At 35.7% G+C, this 14,668-nt stretch carries 16 protein-coding genes; 14 read left to right on the top strand and 2 right to left on the bottom strand.

The features are described from left to right. The first annotated feature begins 28 nt into the window (after nt 1-28). The 11 genes from AC5LWL_RS15440 (at nt 29) to coaD (ending at nt 9,023) form a co-directional block, all read left to right on the top strand. Nucleotides 29-1,249: an FtsW/RodA/SpoVE family cell cycle protein gene (locus AC5LWL_RS15440; protein ID WP_493435138.1), complete on the top strand. Its 1,221-nt coding sequence runs from the start codon at nt 29-31 to the stop codon at nt 1,247-1,249. Between the two features lie 610 nt (nt 1,250-1,859). Next, nucleotides 1,860-2,780 carry a heme o synthase gene (gene cyoE / locus AC5LWL_RS15435; protein ID WP_493435137.1) on the top strand — a complete coding sequence of 307 codons (921 nt, stop codon included), beginning with the start codon at nt 1,860-1,862 and terminating at the stop codon, nt 2,778-2,780. Nucleotides 2,781-2,885: 105 nt separating this feature from the next. After that, nucleotides 2,886-3,353, top strand: coding sequence for a DUF420 domain-containing protein (locus AC5LWL_RS15430; protein ID WP_493435136.1), 468 nt, complete (start codon nt 2,886-2,888; stop codon nt 3,351-3,353). Between the two features lie 206 nt (nt 3,354-3,559). Then, nucleotides 3,560-4,519, top strand: coding sequence for a CAP domain-containing protein (locus AC5LWL_RS15425; RefSeq protein WP_493435135.1), 960 nt, complete (start codon nt 3,560-3,562; stop codon nt 4,517-4,519). A 221-nt stretch (nt 4,520-4,740) separates the two neighbouring features. Beyond that, nucleotides 4,741-5,160 carry a YlbD family protein gene (locus AC5LWL_RS15420; RefSeq protein ID WP_493435134.1) on the top strand — a complete coding sequence of 140 codons (420 nt, stop codon included), beginning with the start codon at nt 4,741-4,743 and terminating at the stop codon, nt 5,158-5,160. Between the two features lie 15 nt (nt 5,161-5,175). Then, entirely contained in the window at nt 5,176-5,418 is a 243-nt protein-coding gene (locus AC5LWL_RS15415) for a YlbE-like family protein (RefSeq protein WP_493435133.1), read from the top strand. A 362-nt stretch (nt 5,419-5,780) separates the two neighbouring features. Next, the gene (locus AC5LWL_RS15410) at nt 5,781-6,191 is read left to right on the top strand and encodes a hypothetical protein (protein WP_493435132.1); all 411 of its coding nucleotides are present in this window, start codon (nt 5,781-5,783) and stop codon (nt 6,189-6,191) included. A gap of 119 nt (nt 6,192-6,310) precedes the next feature. Beyond that, nucleotides 6,311-6,760 carry a YlbF/YmcA family competence regulator gene (locus AC5LWL_RS15405; protein WP_493435131.1) on the top strand — a complete coding sequence of 150 codons (450 nt, stop codon included), beginning with the start codon at nt 6,311-6,313 and terminating at the stop codon, nt 6,758-6,760. A 367-nt stretch (nt 6,761-7,127) separates the two neighbouring features. Then, nucleotides 7,128-7,403 (top strand): YlbG family protein, encoded by a 276-nt coding sequence (locus AC5LWL_RS15400; RefSeq protein ID WP_493435130.1) that lies wholly within the window; start codon nt 7,128-7,130, stop codon nt 7,401-7,403. 551 nt (nt 7,404-7,954) lie between these two features. Beyond that, nucleotides 7,955-8,521, top strand: coding sequence for a 16S rRNA (guanine(966)-N(2))-methyltransferase RsmD (gene rsmD, locus AC5LWL_RS15395; RefSeq protein ID WP_493435129.1), 567 nt, complete (start codon nt 7,955-7,957; stop codon nt 8,519-8,521). Nucleotides 8,522-8,525: 4 nt separating this feature from the next. Beyond that, nucleotides 8,526-9,023, top strand: coding sequence for a pantetheine-phosphate adenylyltransferase (gene coaD, locus AC5LWL_RS15390; protein ID WP_493435128.1), 498 nt, complete (start codon nt 8,526-8,528; stop codon nt 9,021-9,023). A 57-nt stretch (nt 9,024-9,080) separates the two neighbouring features. On the opposite strand, the gene ylbJ is transcribed toward coaD, so the two are convergent. Next, a complete protein-coding gene (ylbJ, locus tag AC5LWL_RS15385; protein WP_493435127.1) occupies nt 9,081-10,313 on the bottom strand; it encodes a sporulation integral membrane protein YlbJ in 1,233 nt (410 codons plus the stop codon). Nucleotides 10,314-10,622: 309 nt separating this feature from the next. Between ylbJ and AC5LWL_RS15380 the strand changes: the two genes are divergently transcribed. Next, nucleotides 10,623-11,420 (top strand): patatin-like phospholipase family protein, encoded by a 798-nt coding sequence (locus tag AC5LWL_RS15380; protein ID WP_493435126.1) that lies wholly within the window; start codon nt 10,623-10,625, stop codon nt 11,418-11,420. Between the two features lie 88 nt (nt 11,421-11,508). On the opposite strand, the gene AC5LWL_RS15375 is transcribed toward AC5LWL_RS15380, so the two are convergent. Next, nucleotides 11,509-12,714 carry a nucleotidyltransferase gene (locus AC5LWL_RS15375; protein WP_493435125.1) on the bottom strand — a complete coding sequence of 402 codons (1,206 nt, stop codon included), beginning with the start codon at nt 12,712-12,714 and terminating at the stop codon, nt 11,509-11,511. Between the two features lie 1,091 nt (nt 12,715-13,805). Between AC5LWL_RS15375 and AC5LWL_RS15370 the strand changes: the two genes are divergently transcribed. Further along, nucleotides 13,806-14,315 carry a YceD family protein gene (locus tag AC5LWL_RS15370; RefSeq protein ID WP_493435124.1) on the top strand — a complete coding sequence of 170 codons (510 nt, stop codon included), beginning with the start codon at nt 13,806-13,808 and terminating at the stop codon, nt 14,313-14,315. A gap of 104 nt (nt 14,316-14,419) precedes the next feature. Then, nucleotides 14,420-14,593: a 50S ribosomal protein L32 gene (gene rpmF, locus AC5LWL_RS15365; protein WP_493435123.1), complete on the top strand. Its 174-nt coding sequence runs from the start codon at nt 14,420-14,422 to the stop codon at nt 14,591-14,593. Nucleotides 14,594-14,668: the final 75 nt, after the last annotated feature.

Below are 14,668 nucleotides of genomic sequence, written 5' to 3'. Positions count from 1 at the left end.
TCGTAGAAATAGTAAGGGAAGCGGTTTAATGTTTAAAAAAATTATAAAATCATATGATTATTCCTTAATAATTGTCATGGTCTTGTTGTCTATCTTTGGATTAATTATGGTTTACAGTGCCAGTATGGTCAGTGCGGTGCAGTATTACGGACAAGATAGCAGTGATTTTTATTATAAAAAACAGTTCTTGCATTTAATTGTGGCAGGATTTGTGTTTATTATAGCTGCCCTTTTTCCATATAAAGCATTTCTAAGTAATAAACTTTTAGTTCCAATGGTTTTTGTATCATTGATCGGTTTATTTGGATTATTTGTTTTAGGTCATACTGCTGGAAATGCACAAAGCTGGTACCAATTGGGGAATTCTAGTTTACAGCCGGCAGAGTTTGTAAAACTAGGCGTTATAATTTATTTGTCAGCAGTATATGCAAAAAAACAATCTTATATTAATGAATTTAACAAAGGAGTAGCACCTCCTCTTGTGTATTTATTATTCGTATGTTTACTTGTTGCCATTCAGCCCGATTTTGGTACGGCAGCAATTATATTTCTTATAGGAGCAACAGTTATTCTTTGTTCTGGCATGAATTTTCGCAATTTAGTAAGATTGGCGGTTATCGGCTCCATTGCAGTAATCCCTTTTCTTCTTATTTTCAGTGATAAAATATTTTCAACCACAAAAATGGATAGAATATTCGTGTTCTTAAATTCTCCTTTTGCTGAAGAAAGTGTACAAAAATCTGGCTACCAAATGAGCAACTCATTAATTGCCATCGGTGGAGGCGGTTTAAAGGGGTTAGGTCTTGGACAAGGTGTGCAGAAACTAGGTTATTTAACGGATGGTCATACTGATTTTATTATGGCGGTAATTGCCGAGGAACTTGGCATTTACGGTGTCTGCTTTGTTATAGCATGTTTAAGCTATATTGTTTTAAGAGGCATATATATAGGGTTGCGCTGTAAAGATTCATTTGGCAGTTTGCTTGCCATCGGGATATCAAGCATGATTGGCATTCAAGCATTTATTAATATCGGAGGAGTTTCTGGAGTTATTCCTTTAACGGGTGTTCCGCTGCCTTTTGTCAGTTACGGGGGATCCTCTCTTGTAATATTGGCGCTTAGTATGGGGATATTGGTGAATGTGTCTATGTTTGTAAAGTATGAAAGAGTATATAAAAATAAAGAAGAACAAGTTAGTGCAGAATTGCCGAAAGAATCAAGAAATAGGTTTTTGCATAACAGGATGTAAAAAAACACTTAAGCAGATCATTTAATGATGACAGAAGCAATGAAAGTGGAATCAAGTACGTTTTTCAGGAAGTATAAAAGATATGTTTACGTAAAGCGGTAAAGCTTTCAAATCTTAGAACGATCTAAATAATAAAAAGAAGGCATATCATGCAGTTACGTATGTTTTATGTCTTCTTTTTGCTTGTGTCCTTATATGGCAGTAAATGTTGAAGGTTTTTTGTTACTATTACCCAAATAGTTAAATATATTTGGCTGTTTTGTCAAAAACTTATATAATATAAAAGGAGAAGAAATATGTCGATTATTGTACTATTTCCTATCAGGGGAATACTTTAGAAGTATAGGCTTGGATTTACCCTATTCTTAAAGAACAGTAAGAAACTCCGAATAATGGAAGTTTCGCTTTATTTGTATAACTTTTTTCTAAAAAGATGCGGAAAAAAAATAAATTATATGGTTTAATTACAGAAGGACTGTTTTTTAACATGTCCACATTGTTAATTGTGAAAATTGGCACAAGTGGAAAGTTTTTACGAAGAATATTCGTATTAAAGAAGAGTGACCATTCGTTGCTATTTGTTTTTATAGAAAAGGGAGGAAAAAAGCCTATGGCAAATTCTAGGGCTTATACAGAAGCTCAAGTAAATGGAGAAAATCTGCAGGAAACATCTGCGTGGAAGGATTTTCTATCATTGATAAAAATCGGCATTGTGAATTCCAATTTAATTACGGTTTTTACCGGTTTGTGGTTAGCACTTCATTTTACTGGAGGCGGATTTTTATCAAATATTGATACAATTCTCTATACATTACTTGGTTCTGCTTTAATTATCGGGGGTTCTTGCGCTTTAAATAATTATATTGACCGTGATATCGATCCTTTAATGGAGCGAACAAAAGCGAGACCTACTGTAACGGGAAAGGTCAATTTAAAAAAAGTTGCATTTTTAGGTTTTGGTTTTATCGCGATAGGTACGGTGTTATTATTATTAACTACAATTACAGCAGCAGTTATTGCCTTAGTAGGGGCCTTTAGCTATGTTGTTGTGTATACGATGTGGTCTAAAAGAAAACTTGTTTCCAATACGGTGATAGGCAGCTTTTCAGGTGCTGTTCCTCCATTAATCGGATGGGCGGCAGTTGATCCGAGCTTGGATGTTATGGCATGGAGTTTGTTTTTAATAATGTTTTTTTGGCAGCCGCCGCATTTTTATGCCTTGGCGATTAGAAGAGTGGAAGAGTACAGAGCAGCTGGAATTCCGATGCTTCCAGTAGTAAAGGGATTTAATGTTACAAAAAAACATACGTATGCATGGATTATTGCGCTATTGCCATTGCCATTTTTATTAACTTCACTTGGAGTCCCATTTTTAATATTAGCTACTCTATTAAATATCGGGTGGATAATAACAGGAATTCTTGCTAGCAAGAAAAAGGATGAAATAAAGTGGGCAACAGCCATGTTTGTTTATTCTCTTCAATACATGACGATTTTATTTGTAGCAATGGTAATTGTTACGCTTATATAAAAATAAGGAATGATGGTGTGATACTATCATTCCTTCCGTTTTATCATTCTTTAACAAGCGCAAGTGCTTATAGAATAAATTATTAAAGGTTGAGGGGTTTTGTTTATGGGATTTTCATTACCAATTTTACCAACGATTAGTACATTTTTTATTGTATTAAGCGCGATTTTTGTTGCGATTGGTTGGAATTTAATTTTAAAAAGAAAAATAGAAGCACATCAAAAGGTAATGTTGTTTGCAGCTATTTTTGCTATTATCTTTTTTATCATTTATGCCTCTAGAACTATCTTTGTCGGCAACACATCATTTGGTGGGCCAGATGACATAAAATTATATTACACAATCTTCCTTATTTTTCATATTACCCTTGCTACTGTTGGAGCAGTGCTAGGAATTATTATGTTAATAACAGGCTACAAAAAACAATATGCAAAACATCGTAAATTAGGACCTACTACAAGCTTAATATGGTTTTTTACTGCTATAACTGGTGTGGCAGTATACTTATTATTGTATGTATTCTATCATGGAGGAGAAACTACCTCTGTTATAAAAGCGATCTTAGGCTTTTAATTACTTGCAAAAATATCATCTATTAGCATAAATTTTATGAATGCTATACTAATTAGCAAGTGATGAACATATAATGATAGAAATGATACTAGAGAGGAGGACAACCTCTGAAAACTTTTATTAGAATCTTCGTTATTATTTCTATATTAATTGCGGTTGGTTTTTATCTGAATATAACAGATAAAAATAAAAATTCAGATGTATTAGTGGAAGATGGGAAAAATCCGAAAGTTAATGATAACATTACAGATAAAGCGGATAATGAAAATGAATCTTTGCCTGTACCAAAAGAGGGGCTAGGAAGCCTAATAGGGAGTAATATACAAAAAGTAGAAAAAGACTATGGAAAACCATCGAGGATTGATCCATCATCTTATGATTATGACTGGTGGATTTATAATAAGAATGATTCAGAATATTTTCAGGTTGGAGTCCATGATAATAAAGTTGTTACAATCTTTGCAATCGGAGAAGGTGTTCATATTGCACCATATAAAATTGGACAAGAAGTAGGAGATATTTATACAAAAACTCCGATTGAAACAAATATAAGCTTAAATTATGAAGATTCTTCTTACCGTTTTGAACTTTCTGAAGATGAAATAAATAATCGACCGCTTATTCGTTTTGGTGATTTTTTTGCACAGTTTTATTTTGATAAGTTTACAGGGACATTATCAAGTGTACGTTATATGGATGCTAAAACATTATTGCAGCAAAGACCATATGAACTTGTGTATCGTGGGGAATTAGTGGAAACAGCCTCAGCAGTTGAAGATAATGAGGCGGTGGAAAAGGGAAGCGAACAGCAAATTCTTGATATGACAAATGTGCTGCGTAAACAATTTAAATTAAACAAAGTTCAATGGGATGAGCCGACTGCAAAAGTTGCACTTGGACATAGTGTGGATATGTACGATACAAAAAGTTTTTCACATACCTCGAATAAATACGGTGATTTAGCAGCGAGATTAGAAAAAGGACAAGTATTTTATCAAGTTGCCGGTGAAAATATTGCAGCTGGCTACACAGATGCGGGTGCGGTAATCGAGGGCTGGCTAAACAGCAAGGGACATCGGGAATGTCTGCTGAATAAAGATTTTTCTCATCTTGGTGTAGGTGTATATAAAAAATATTACACTCAAAACTTTATACAAAAATGGTGAAAAACTGTCTGAACTTTTAACTGGATTGATGTTTTGGAGAAATGAACACTCTAAAAACAGATGTCCGGTTAATATCTTTTAGATGGCTTTTTTTTTTGTGTGAAAATGTATTGAATGACTATACTGGATGGAAATGAATGTTGGAGTAAATCGTATACACATTTTTACAGAAGTATCATATCGTAATATAGGCAAATGTTGCATATAGAGGTGAATAGTAAATGGAAAAGAAACAACTTCATCCTTCTGTCGAAGAATTCAAAACCTTTGTTAAAGGAAATCCGAAAATTATTCAAGAAGTGAGAAGTGGAAAAACGACTTGGCAGGAATTATATGAAGACTGGTACTTATTGGGGGAAGAGGATAATCGTTGGGATAGTTATCGTGATTCAAAACAAACGACTAATTCTAATGAGGACACAGACAGCTCGAATAATACCGTGTCAATATCATCTGTTATGAACTCGTTAAAAAATATGGATCAAAATCAGTTGCAAGGATATATTGCTAATTTAAGTCAAGCGTTAGGAACGATTCAAGGAGTGATTTCGCAATTATCTCCAGGAGCCAGCAGTTCAGGTGGAAATAAAAGCAGTGGGGAGAAACAGCCGTCTGGACCTTTTTCTTTCCGAAAAGATTAAAGAGGGGGCTTTGTAATGAGGCAGATTATAAAGGAATATATTTCTCAAAATCAAGAGCTGCAACAATTTATTCGGGAACAACCTCAGTGGTATCGGGAATTAAATAGAAATCCAAATGAATTGCAATCATTTGAGGTAGCGTCTTTGCATTATTATAAAAAAACAATTCCTCATCATGTTGAGAAATTTTCAAATGGTGTACAGATGGCGTCTATGATGGTGAGTATGTTTCAAGCAATGAATGCATCTGAATCGTAATAGTATTAGTGGTAAGGTTAATTTGATTACTTAGGCTAACATAAAAAGAGGTTCTGGCTCTTTCAATGAGTCCGCAGCAGGAATACACTTCGCTTTCCATGGGGCGAGCGGTGAGCCTCCTCGTTTCACTGCGGGGTCTCACCTTTCTCGCAATTCCCATAGGAGTCTTCGTGTATTCCTGCTGCTCCCTGCTTCAAACTTAGTTCATAAAACAAATAGAAAGCTGCTTCTTTACATGTGCCATGGTGCATAATTTTGTAAACAAAGCACCTAATTTAAGAAAGGACTGTACAACGGATATTAAGTGAGTAAAAAAGTACATAGCAGCGAATACTAAGGAAAAATAATCAGGAGTGTTTTTATTGAGAAAAATATTGATTACTTGTATTCCTGCCATGTTTCTTTTAACTGCTTGTCATAATGATATTCCCGATCCAAAAGTAAAACCGAAAAAGGAAACTGGAGTACAGCTGGGGGTGTCAGCACAGACTGTACAGGCGTCTCCTTCCGAAGGGTTGTTTGTACAGCATTTTGTTAAAGGCGATGCTGTTTATGTTGAATGTAAAGTAGCTTCTGTCTCATTTCGTGAAAACAGTGGTAAAAAACAGGCGAAAATTATTCTTACAGTAGATGGTTTGTTTACTGAGGAATACCATTCTGCAGCATTTGTAGTGAGGGGATTAAAACCAGGTAAACATAAAATATCGCTTGAAGTGGTCAATGAAATAGATCAATCGTATCATTTAGGAAAAGAATTTACGGTAACCATATAAAATATTTTATTAAGGAGAACTTTCCTGTTAAGAGCGGACAAAGAGTGTCATACTTTCAAACACAAGCCTTTTCTTTCCATGTCTTTTCGAGTAGAATAAAGGTGGAGGTGAGCGAATACGTGCTTGCTACAACTGAAATACTTCTTATTGAGGAAGAGGCAGAAGCAATTGCTGACATGATACTAGAGTCAGAAATTGCAGAACAATATCGTATTTGTTTGTCTAGTTTGAATACAAACAAAGAAACACAGCAAAGAATACTTGCTTTTAATAAAATGAAAGTGCAATACGAAGAAGTTCAGCGTTTTGGAAGATATCATCCAGAATATAAAAAAGTAATGGTTGAGATTAGACAGCTGAAACGGGAAATGGACTTGGATGCACATGTTGCTGCATTTAAAATAGCAGAAAATCATCTGCAAAAGCTTTTGGATGAGGTAAGTGTTATTATTGGCCGCTCTGTTTCCGAATTTATCAAAGTTCCAACAGGCAATCCGTTTTTTGATGAGCTTTCAGGCTGTAGTTCTGGAGGCTGTGGAACTGGCGGTGGCTGTAGTTGTTCTGCATAAAATAAAATATGGTGGCGAAAAGCTTATAGAGGTTGTTCAAAAAGTCCGGTAAAAAGAACACGTCGAATTTCTTTGTTGGCTTTACTTTTCCGCTTCTCACGTATTAATACCATACGCTGCGATGCTCAAAGTAAAGCCGCCTTGAACTTCTCGGTCCTTTTTATCCTCCTTTTGAACACGCACTTATAAAAGCTGTCGTCGCCATTTTTTTATAGTCTCAGGATTTTTTTCATTTTCAAATTTGAGAGCTGTTCAGATTTGACATTGGATAAACAAGATAATGAAAAGTGAAAATATTCTATATTGATTAAAAAAGTTTTTCTGTGCTAAAATGAAAAATAATGGTATTTGTGAAGGGGTTTAAAGCATGCTAGGGCAGCGACAAGGTATAATTGTTTGGATGTATTCCTTAAAACAAACAAAAATGTTAAGAAGATTTGGTAATGTTCATTATATTTCGAAAAAATTAAAATATGTTGTATTATACACGAATTTAGATGAAGTGGAACAGACGATAGAAAAGCTAAGCTCCTATTCTTACGTGAAAAAAGTAGAACCGTCATATAAACCTTTTCTGAAGGTGGAATTTGAAAATTCAAAGCCGGATAAAGCGAAGGAATACGATTATAAGATGGGTATTTAAAAACTTTCCACGTATGGCTAAAGTTAATAGTCTGGTTAGATGCAAGCGTATTTTTTGTTTATTGTTCAAGCTGGTTAATCCAGCTTTTTTTTATGGTCCAGCGCCTAGCCCAAGTGAATAGTGCCTGCCTCCTGCTTCTAAAAGTAAAAATATTTATTGAGTCAGAAGAACATTTTTCTTCGGGGCTAAACAAGGCGTCCCGCGCTTTTCTTATGGATTCAGGCAAACTGGCAGAATAAAAAAAACCTGTAAGCATTTGCTTACAGGGCCCTTCTATATCCTAATAAAGGAAAGAAGGTAAAGGGAGAGGAGAAACCGGAGGAAGAACTTATGGGGAAACGTAAGTCTTCTCCGCGGTTGGCAACAACATCCTCGAATAGATGTTGTTACTAGAAAGTATCCCCCACTTTTCATTTGCTTATACATAAAAAAGGATGTTTTTATAGATGCTTCTTAACAGATAAGAAAGAAAGTTGGCTCTCTATTTTGTTTATGGTAGGATAGGAAAGGATAAAGTTCTAATTTCTTAAGAATTCAGTGGTGATAAGAGGATGAGAGTAGTTTCGGGAATAAATAAAGGGATTTCTTTAAAAGCAGTGCCTGGAAATTCTACTAGACCAACAACAGATAAAGTAAAGGAAGCCATTTTTAATATGATTGGCCCTTACTTTGATGGTGGAAGCGGTTTAGATCTTTTTGCAGGCAGTGGTGGTCTTGGAATTGAAGGGTTAAGTAGAGGGTTGGAAAATGTTATATTTGTTGATAGAGATGGAAAGGCGATTTCAACTATAAAAAGCAATATTGCAGCATGCCGATTAGAAGAAAAAACAGAAGTATATCGGAATGAGGCAGAACGCGCTTTAAAAGCATTGATTAAAAGAGAGCGTTCTTTTGATTATATATTTTTAGATCCCCCCTATAAGCAGCAACAGTTAGAGCGTATACTCATGACAATAGATAAAGAAAATATTTTGAAAAAAGATGGAGTTATTGTATGTGAACATGGTTCAGAAGTAGTTTTGCCTGAATCAGTTGGTCGGCTTTGTCAAAAAAAACATGAGAAATATGGAATAATTGCTGTTTCAATCTATACATTGTCAAAGGGTTTGGAGGAATAAGAATATGGCAAGTATTGCAGTATGCCCAGGAAGCTTTGATCCGATTACATACGGTCACATTGATATTATCAAAAGAGGGGCTAAAGTTTTTGATCAAGTTTTCATCTGTGTGCTAAATAATTCAAGCAAAAAACCATTTTTCTCTGTGGAAGAGAGATTAGCTTTAATTAAAGAGGTAACAAGGGAAATACCAAATATAAAGATTACATCCTATGAAGGATTGTTAATTGATTATGCAAAAAGCATTCAAGCAAATGCAATCATTCGAGGATTGCGAGCTGTCTCTGATTTTGAGTATGAAATGCAGATAACATCCGTCAATCGTGTGTTAAGTGATGAGATTGAAACTTTTTTTATCATGACGAACAATCAATATTCGTTTTTAAGCTCCAGTATTGTCAAAGAAGTTGGCAAATATAATGGGGATATTTCAGAATTGGTGCCTAAAGTGGTAGAGAATGCTCTAAAAAAGAAATATGAGTCGTTAAAGAAGAGCGATTAGCTACAGAAAGAGGGTGCTGGAACAAAATTGTTTCAGCACCCTCTTTGTCGACTTTGTTTATGAAATCGGTTTATCTTTTCGAGTGAGCCTGTTGAAAAGAATGATTGTATAAAGGCTTAAGCCGATAATTGTAATCATTGGACCGGCTTCCGTAAATTTAACAAAGATTTCTTCTGCCCAAGTTGCTTTTTCTTGTATAAAATCTGGAATAACGATAGCTGGTTTTTCATTGGACATAAAGTGAGTAGTGAAAATATTCCAACATAAAAAGGTATAAAGACTGGCAAAACTTGCTTGTAATATTCTTGCAAAGAAAAAAGGTTTAAAGCGAATGTCTGTTTGTGCCAGAATGCTCGCTACTTGTGCTTGTACACTTAAACCGCTAAATCCTAAGATAAAACTTGTCAAGATGGCTTGATGCATAAAGGTTGCCGTTTCGGTATCACTTGTTAACTTACTGCCAAGGGTGATTTCGAATATACCGGCAATCAAAGGAATACTTAAATCTCCTGAAAAATGAAAAATATGCAAAATCATATTAATGAATTTTCCAAAAAAAGAAGTGATGTTTAAATGAAATAGCAACCTGTTAATTACAGAAAAAAGGATAATAAATCCACCTACCATTAATAAAGATTGAATGGAGGAGGAAACAGCATCGCCTAGTAGTTTACCAAGTGGACGATTATCTTTGATTCTCGTTTCATGGAGTTCTCGCAATGCTCTTCGCAAAGAAGGTCTTTTGATCTTATTCTTGTCATTATTTTCTTGTTTGTTTTTTCCATAAAATCGCATGCATATTCCTACGGAAAAATTCCCTAAATAATGAGCAAATGCCAATAATAGTCCTAGCTTAGGGTTATGAAAAAAAGAAGCGGAAACTGCTCCAATAATGAACATAGGATTAGAAGCATTAGAAAAGGAAACGAGTCTTTCGGCTTCAATTTTTGTCAGCTGTTTTTCCTCTCGAAGCCGAGCTGTAAGTTTTGCCCCAGTCGGAAATCCGGATACCATACCCATAGCCCATACAAAACCGCCTACACCTGGCACTCTAAAAAGCGGGCGCATAATTGGTTCTAATAAAACACCTATAAATCGTACAACACCAAAGCCAATTAATACTTCCGATAAGATTAAAAAAGGAAGCAATGATGGAAAGACAATTGTCCACCAAGTATTTAAACCGTTTTTGGATGCATCGACAGCAACAGCAGGAAAGGAAATTAATGCTAATGCTAGGAGAGATGCAGACAATGCTAAAAGAACGGTTTTTACCTTCGAACTACTCAAAAAAAGACCCCTCCTTTTTTAGAAAATAAAATACAATCTGCCCATTAAGTTAGCAGCTAATAATAGTACACAGCAGTAGTAGTTTGAATAAAATAAATAAACAAACGGTAGTCAAATAGAATAGTAAAAACCATTTTGAACACCCTCAATAAGGAGGGGGTGAGTCAACCGCCTGTAAAAATCTGATTGGCTCTACTAACCATCAGTATGGAAAGGAATGTCCCTATCATTCAATATACTCATAACCTGAAAAAATAGACCATAAGATTGATAGAGGGAAAAGAATAAATGAAATGGAGGGTTTAATAAATGCAGCCTCCAAGAATAGGCTTGGCATTAGGTTCAGGTGGAGCAAGAGGGCTTGCTCATCTTGGTGTAATAAAAGTATTGAGGGAAGAAAATATTCCCATCGATTTTATCGCCGGAAGTAGTATTGGTGCGATTGTTGCAAGTCTTTATGGAGCAGGATTAGATGTTGAAAGATTATATGATCTATCGAAATTTTTTAAACGCAAATATTTTCTTGATTTTACGGTCCCGAAAATGGGTTTTATTGCAGGAAATAAAGTAAAGGAATTGATTCGTTTATTTACGTTTGGAAAAAATATCGAAGAATTGGATATACCTGTGGCAATTGTTGCAGCTGATTTATTAACAGGAGAAAAAGTTGTTTTTACAAAGGGGCCAATAGCAGAAGCTGTTCGTGCCAGTATTTCCATTCCTGGAATTTTTGTGCCAGAAAAAATAGACGGCCGTTTACTGGTGGATGGCGGTGTTATTGATCGAATCCCCGTTTCTGTTGTTAAAGAAATGGGAGCAGATTTCATTATTGCTGTTGATGTTGCCAATGTAAAAATAACAACAGAAGTTACATCCATATTTGATGTGATTATGAGAAGCCTTGATATTATGCAAATGGAATTAGTGAATAACAGGGAGATTGCCAGTGATTTTATGATTCGACCACATGTGGAAATGTATAATAGCAAAGCATTTACTAATTTAGAAAGAATTATTGAGTTAGGGGAGAAAGAAACAAAAAAGCATCTTCCTGATATAAAAAAGAGAATTGCGGAGTGGGAAAAAAGGGGGCATAATAAGGGATAACTTTTCAGTGTCTTAATAGTTAACTTTCTCCACCTAAATAGTCTGTTTAGGTGAAGAATAATAGAATGATTAAGGAAGTCTGGGTAATTTATTTCATAATTGGAGGCTGACAGTATTCAAGTTCCTCTAATTTATGTTGATAGGAAAATGGCACTCCAAGGGAATATATAGTAGAGGCTTTAATATCCAATTCAATTTGATCATCATGAAAAGCAGATAACTTGCTAATTAGCGGCAACAAAAATTCTTTTTTCTTTTCCTTTAAATATAATCTGCCAGGCTTTGAACTTCCTAGTAAGCGAAGATAGGTAGGTTCGAGTTGTTTTAGCATATCGCTTTTTTTGGTATTGGTTAAAATATGCAAACAAACTCGTTGTAGCCTTGTCCATGTATAGCGTTTTGTTTTTACTTCTGTTAAAAATTGATCAAGAGACGTTGCTTTTTTTACAGAAGCTAACAGTCTATTTTCTAAACCTTCTTCCACTTCATATATTTCCGATAAATCTTCTTTTGAAATTTGCAATAAACGATATTTTAAATAGCTCCAGTAGTTTTCCCATTGATGATAGCTTCCGTAGTTCTCCCGATAGTCTGATAACAGCTTGGCGGTTGCTGCTGGTACAAAGGATAGAATAGTCTCCATGCTGCTGTTTGACCCAACTAATTCTTTCCGGATACTTGTTGCACTTGCGATATCGTCGGAATGAAAATGCTGATCATGATAATCAGCTTGATTTCGGGCGATAGTATGCAGCTGCATATTAAATGAGTTGGAGAGCACTGCTTTGACATATTGAAATCCTAATATATTGTTTGGTTTGGTTAAATCTAGATATTCTTCCTTTGCTATTGCTTGAAAGGCGAGGGATGCAGCCTTTGGATAACTGTTTCCATCTTCTAGGAAAAATTTTAGGAAATCATTGTATGCTGTTTTGTTGTTTTCTAACAGCTCATATGTATCAATAAATGCTTGTATATTGCCTGATTCGCTGCCAAAGCATAGAGCATCACATTGTAGACTGTGTAATAAAGAAACTGCCCCTTTGGCAAATGTTTCTGCATGTTGTGTAGCGAAGGCGTAGGGTAGTTCTATAACAAGGTCAACTCCGTTTGATAATGCCATTTCGGCTCTATGCCATTTTGACACGATGGCAGGTTCTCCTCTTTGTAAAAATGGACCGCTCATAATCGCAATTACAATGTCTGCTTGTGTTTGTTCTTTTGCTTTTTGAATATGATAAAAATGTCCATTATGAAATGGATTGTATTCAACGATAACTCCTACTGTTTTCATGTCTGTTCTCCTTTTTCTTTTGTCTTTAAATTTTATAGAAATTAGGAGCGGATTTTATATGATGATTGCTCTGAAAAGTGGCTTTGGTTCTCTCGATGAGTCCGCAGTCAGAATACACTTCGCTTTCCATGGGGCGAGTGGTGAGCCTCCTCGTTTCACTGCGGGGTCTCACCTTTCTCGCAATTCCCATAGGAGTCTGCGTGTATTCCTGCTGCTCCCTGCTTCAGCATATCAACGAGCCTAATCAAACTGTCTATTTTCATCCTGCATGGGTGGCTACCTTGAAAAGTGGCTTTGGTTCTTTCAATGAGTCCGCAGCCGGATACACTTCGCTTTCCATGGGGCGAGCGGTGAGCCTCCTCGTTTCACTGCGGGGTCTCACCTTTCTCGCAATTCCCATAGGAGTCTTCGTATATTCCTGCTGCTCCCTGCTTCAGCATATCAACGAGCCTAATCAAACTGTCTATTTTCATCCTGCATGGGTGGCTACCTTGAAAAGTGGTTTTGGTTCTTTCAATGAGTCCGCAGCCGGATACACTTCGCTTTCCATGGGGCGAGTGGTGAGCCTCCTCGTTTCACTGCGGGGTCTCACCTTTCTCGCAATTCCCATAGGAGTCTTCGCGTATTCCTGCTGCTCCCTGCTTAAGTTAAGAAACCGGCTTCTTGTGCCATGATGCAAATTTTGTTGCATGAATGGTTACCCAGAAAAAGAGAAATGCATACGCCCGAATAATCCGCGGTTTGCATACACTTTGCTTTTGTTCGTTAAGTATGTCGATTGTAGTAGTATAAGTTTAACAGGGCGTAAATAAAAGAAAGAACTTCTACTTTTAAAAGAATACAACAAGAAAATGCTAGAATCCAGTCAAAAAAATGGTGGGGGAATAATTTAAGATAGGAAAAAAGATTGCTGCTATTAAGGTAAATAAATACACAAAGACAGGGGATTTGCATTTTTTTTTTAGAAGAGTACAATAGAAAAGAATATAGGAATTCGACATATAATTTATCTTCCTATACTGTAAAGAAAAAATATTGACAAATAATTATATGAAAGCTATAATTACCTTTGTTGCCTTGAGGTGATATATATGAAATGGACATTAGGCCAGTTACAAAAATATCGAAGTAAGGATTTTCCGATTGATGAAACAATAAATGTGGATGGGATTAAAAAAGTTGATCCGACAATCAGACGTGTATCACCGATGCATATCACTGGTCGAACAGATATTGATTCAACAAAAGTGACTTTTCATTTGAAAATAGAAGGGTTTCTTGTGTTGCCTTGCTCTCGTACTTTAGTAGACGTGGATTATCCTATTAATGTTGAAACAACAGAAACTTTTCTCTTAAAGCTTTCCGATTACGAAACGGATACAGAGGAAGTTCATCAAGTAATTGGAGATGTGATTGACTTAATGCCAGTCATAGAAGAAATTCTTTTACTTGAAGTACCTATGCAAGTTTTCTGTGAAGATAGCAAAGAAGAAGGAGCTCCTCAATCTGGTAATGATTGGGCGGTCATCCAAGAGCAAGATAAACAGGACAAAGTAGATCCTCGTCTTGCTGGGCTTGCTAAATTTTTTGAAAACAAGTAAATAACGCCCGATTAATAATAATCGTTGGCAGACAAAAGAAACATTTGAGAATAGATTTTTCTACTCTCATTACTTTCTTAATACTCTTTAAGGAGGTGGGAAGAATGGCTGTACCTTTTAGAAGAACATCTAAAACTGCAAAAAGAAAACGTCGTACACATTTCAAATTACAAGTACCTGGTATGGTAGAATGCCCTAACTGTGGTGAAATGACACTTGCTCACCGCGTATGTGGCGCTTGTGGAACTTACAAAGGTAAAGAAGTTATTAGCAAATAATAATTTTCTTTTGGATTAAAAAGCACATGGATATTTATTCCTGTGCTTTTTTTCGTTTTTTATAATAGTAGTAGC

This window comes from Niallia sp. WK069_GA_01, from assembly GCF_983173855.1.
The sequence above is the reverse complement of the archived record's forward strand: the minus strand, read 5'-3'. Positions and strand labels throughout refer to the sequence as shown.

What these genes read in the sequence shown, in the direction of transcription:
- AC5LWL_RS15430 (WP_493435136.1), top strand. Translation starts at nt 2,886, where the DNA reads ATGGGATTTTCATTACCAATTTTACCAACGATTAGTACATTTTTTATT.
- AC5LWL_RS15380 (WP_493435126.1), top strand. Translation starts at nt 10,623, where the DNA reads ATGCAGCCTCCAAGAATAGGCTTGGCATTAGGTTCAGGTGGAGCAAGA.
- AC5LWL_RS15400 (WP_493435130.1), top strand. Translation starts at nt 7,128, where the DNA reads ATGCTAGGGCAGCGACAAGGTATAATTGTTTGGATGTATTCCTTAAAA.
- rpmF (WP_493435123.1), top strand. Translation starts at nt 14,420, where the DNA reads ATGGCTGTACCTTTTAGAAGAACATCTAAAACTGCAAAAAGAAAACGT.
- rsmD (WP_493435129.1), top strand. Translation starts at nt 7,955, where the DNA reads ATGAGAGTAGTTTCGGGAATAAATAAAGGGATTTCTTTAAAAGCAGTG.
- AC5LWL_RS15375 (WP_493435125.1), bottom strand. Translation starts at nt 12,714, where the DNA reads ATGAAAACAGTAGGAGTTATCGTTGAATACAATCCATTTCATAATGGA.
- AC5LWL_RS15440 (WP_493435138.1), top strand. Translation starts at nt 29, where the DNA reads ATGTTTAAAAAAATTATAAAATCATATGATTATTCCTTAATAATTGTC.
- AC5LWL_RS15370 (WP_493435124.1), top strand. Translation starts at nt 13,806, where the DNA reads ATGAAATGGACATTAGGCCAGTTACAAAAATATCGAAGTAAGGATTTT.
- coaD (WP_493435128.1), top strand. Translation starts at nt 8,526, where the DNA reads ATGGCAAGTATTGCAGTATGCCCAGGAAGCTTTGATCCGATTACATAC.
- AC5LWL_RS15420 (WP_493435134.1), top strand. Translation starts at nt 4,741, where the DNA reads ATGGAAAAGAAACAACTTCATCCTTCTGTCGAAGAATTCAAAACCTTT.
- cyoE (WP_493435137.1), top strand. Translation starts at nt 1,860, where the DNA reads ATGGCAAATTCTAGGGCTTATACAGAAGCTCAAGTAAATGGAGAAAAT.
- AC5LWL_RS15415 (WP_493435133.1), top strand. Translation starts at nt 5,176, where the DNA reads ATGAGGCAGATTATAAAGGAATATATTTCTCAAAATCAAGAGCTGCAA.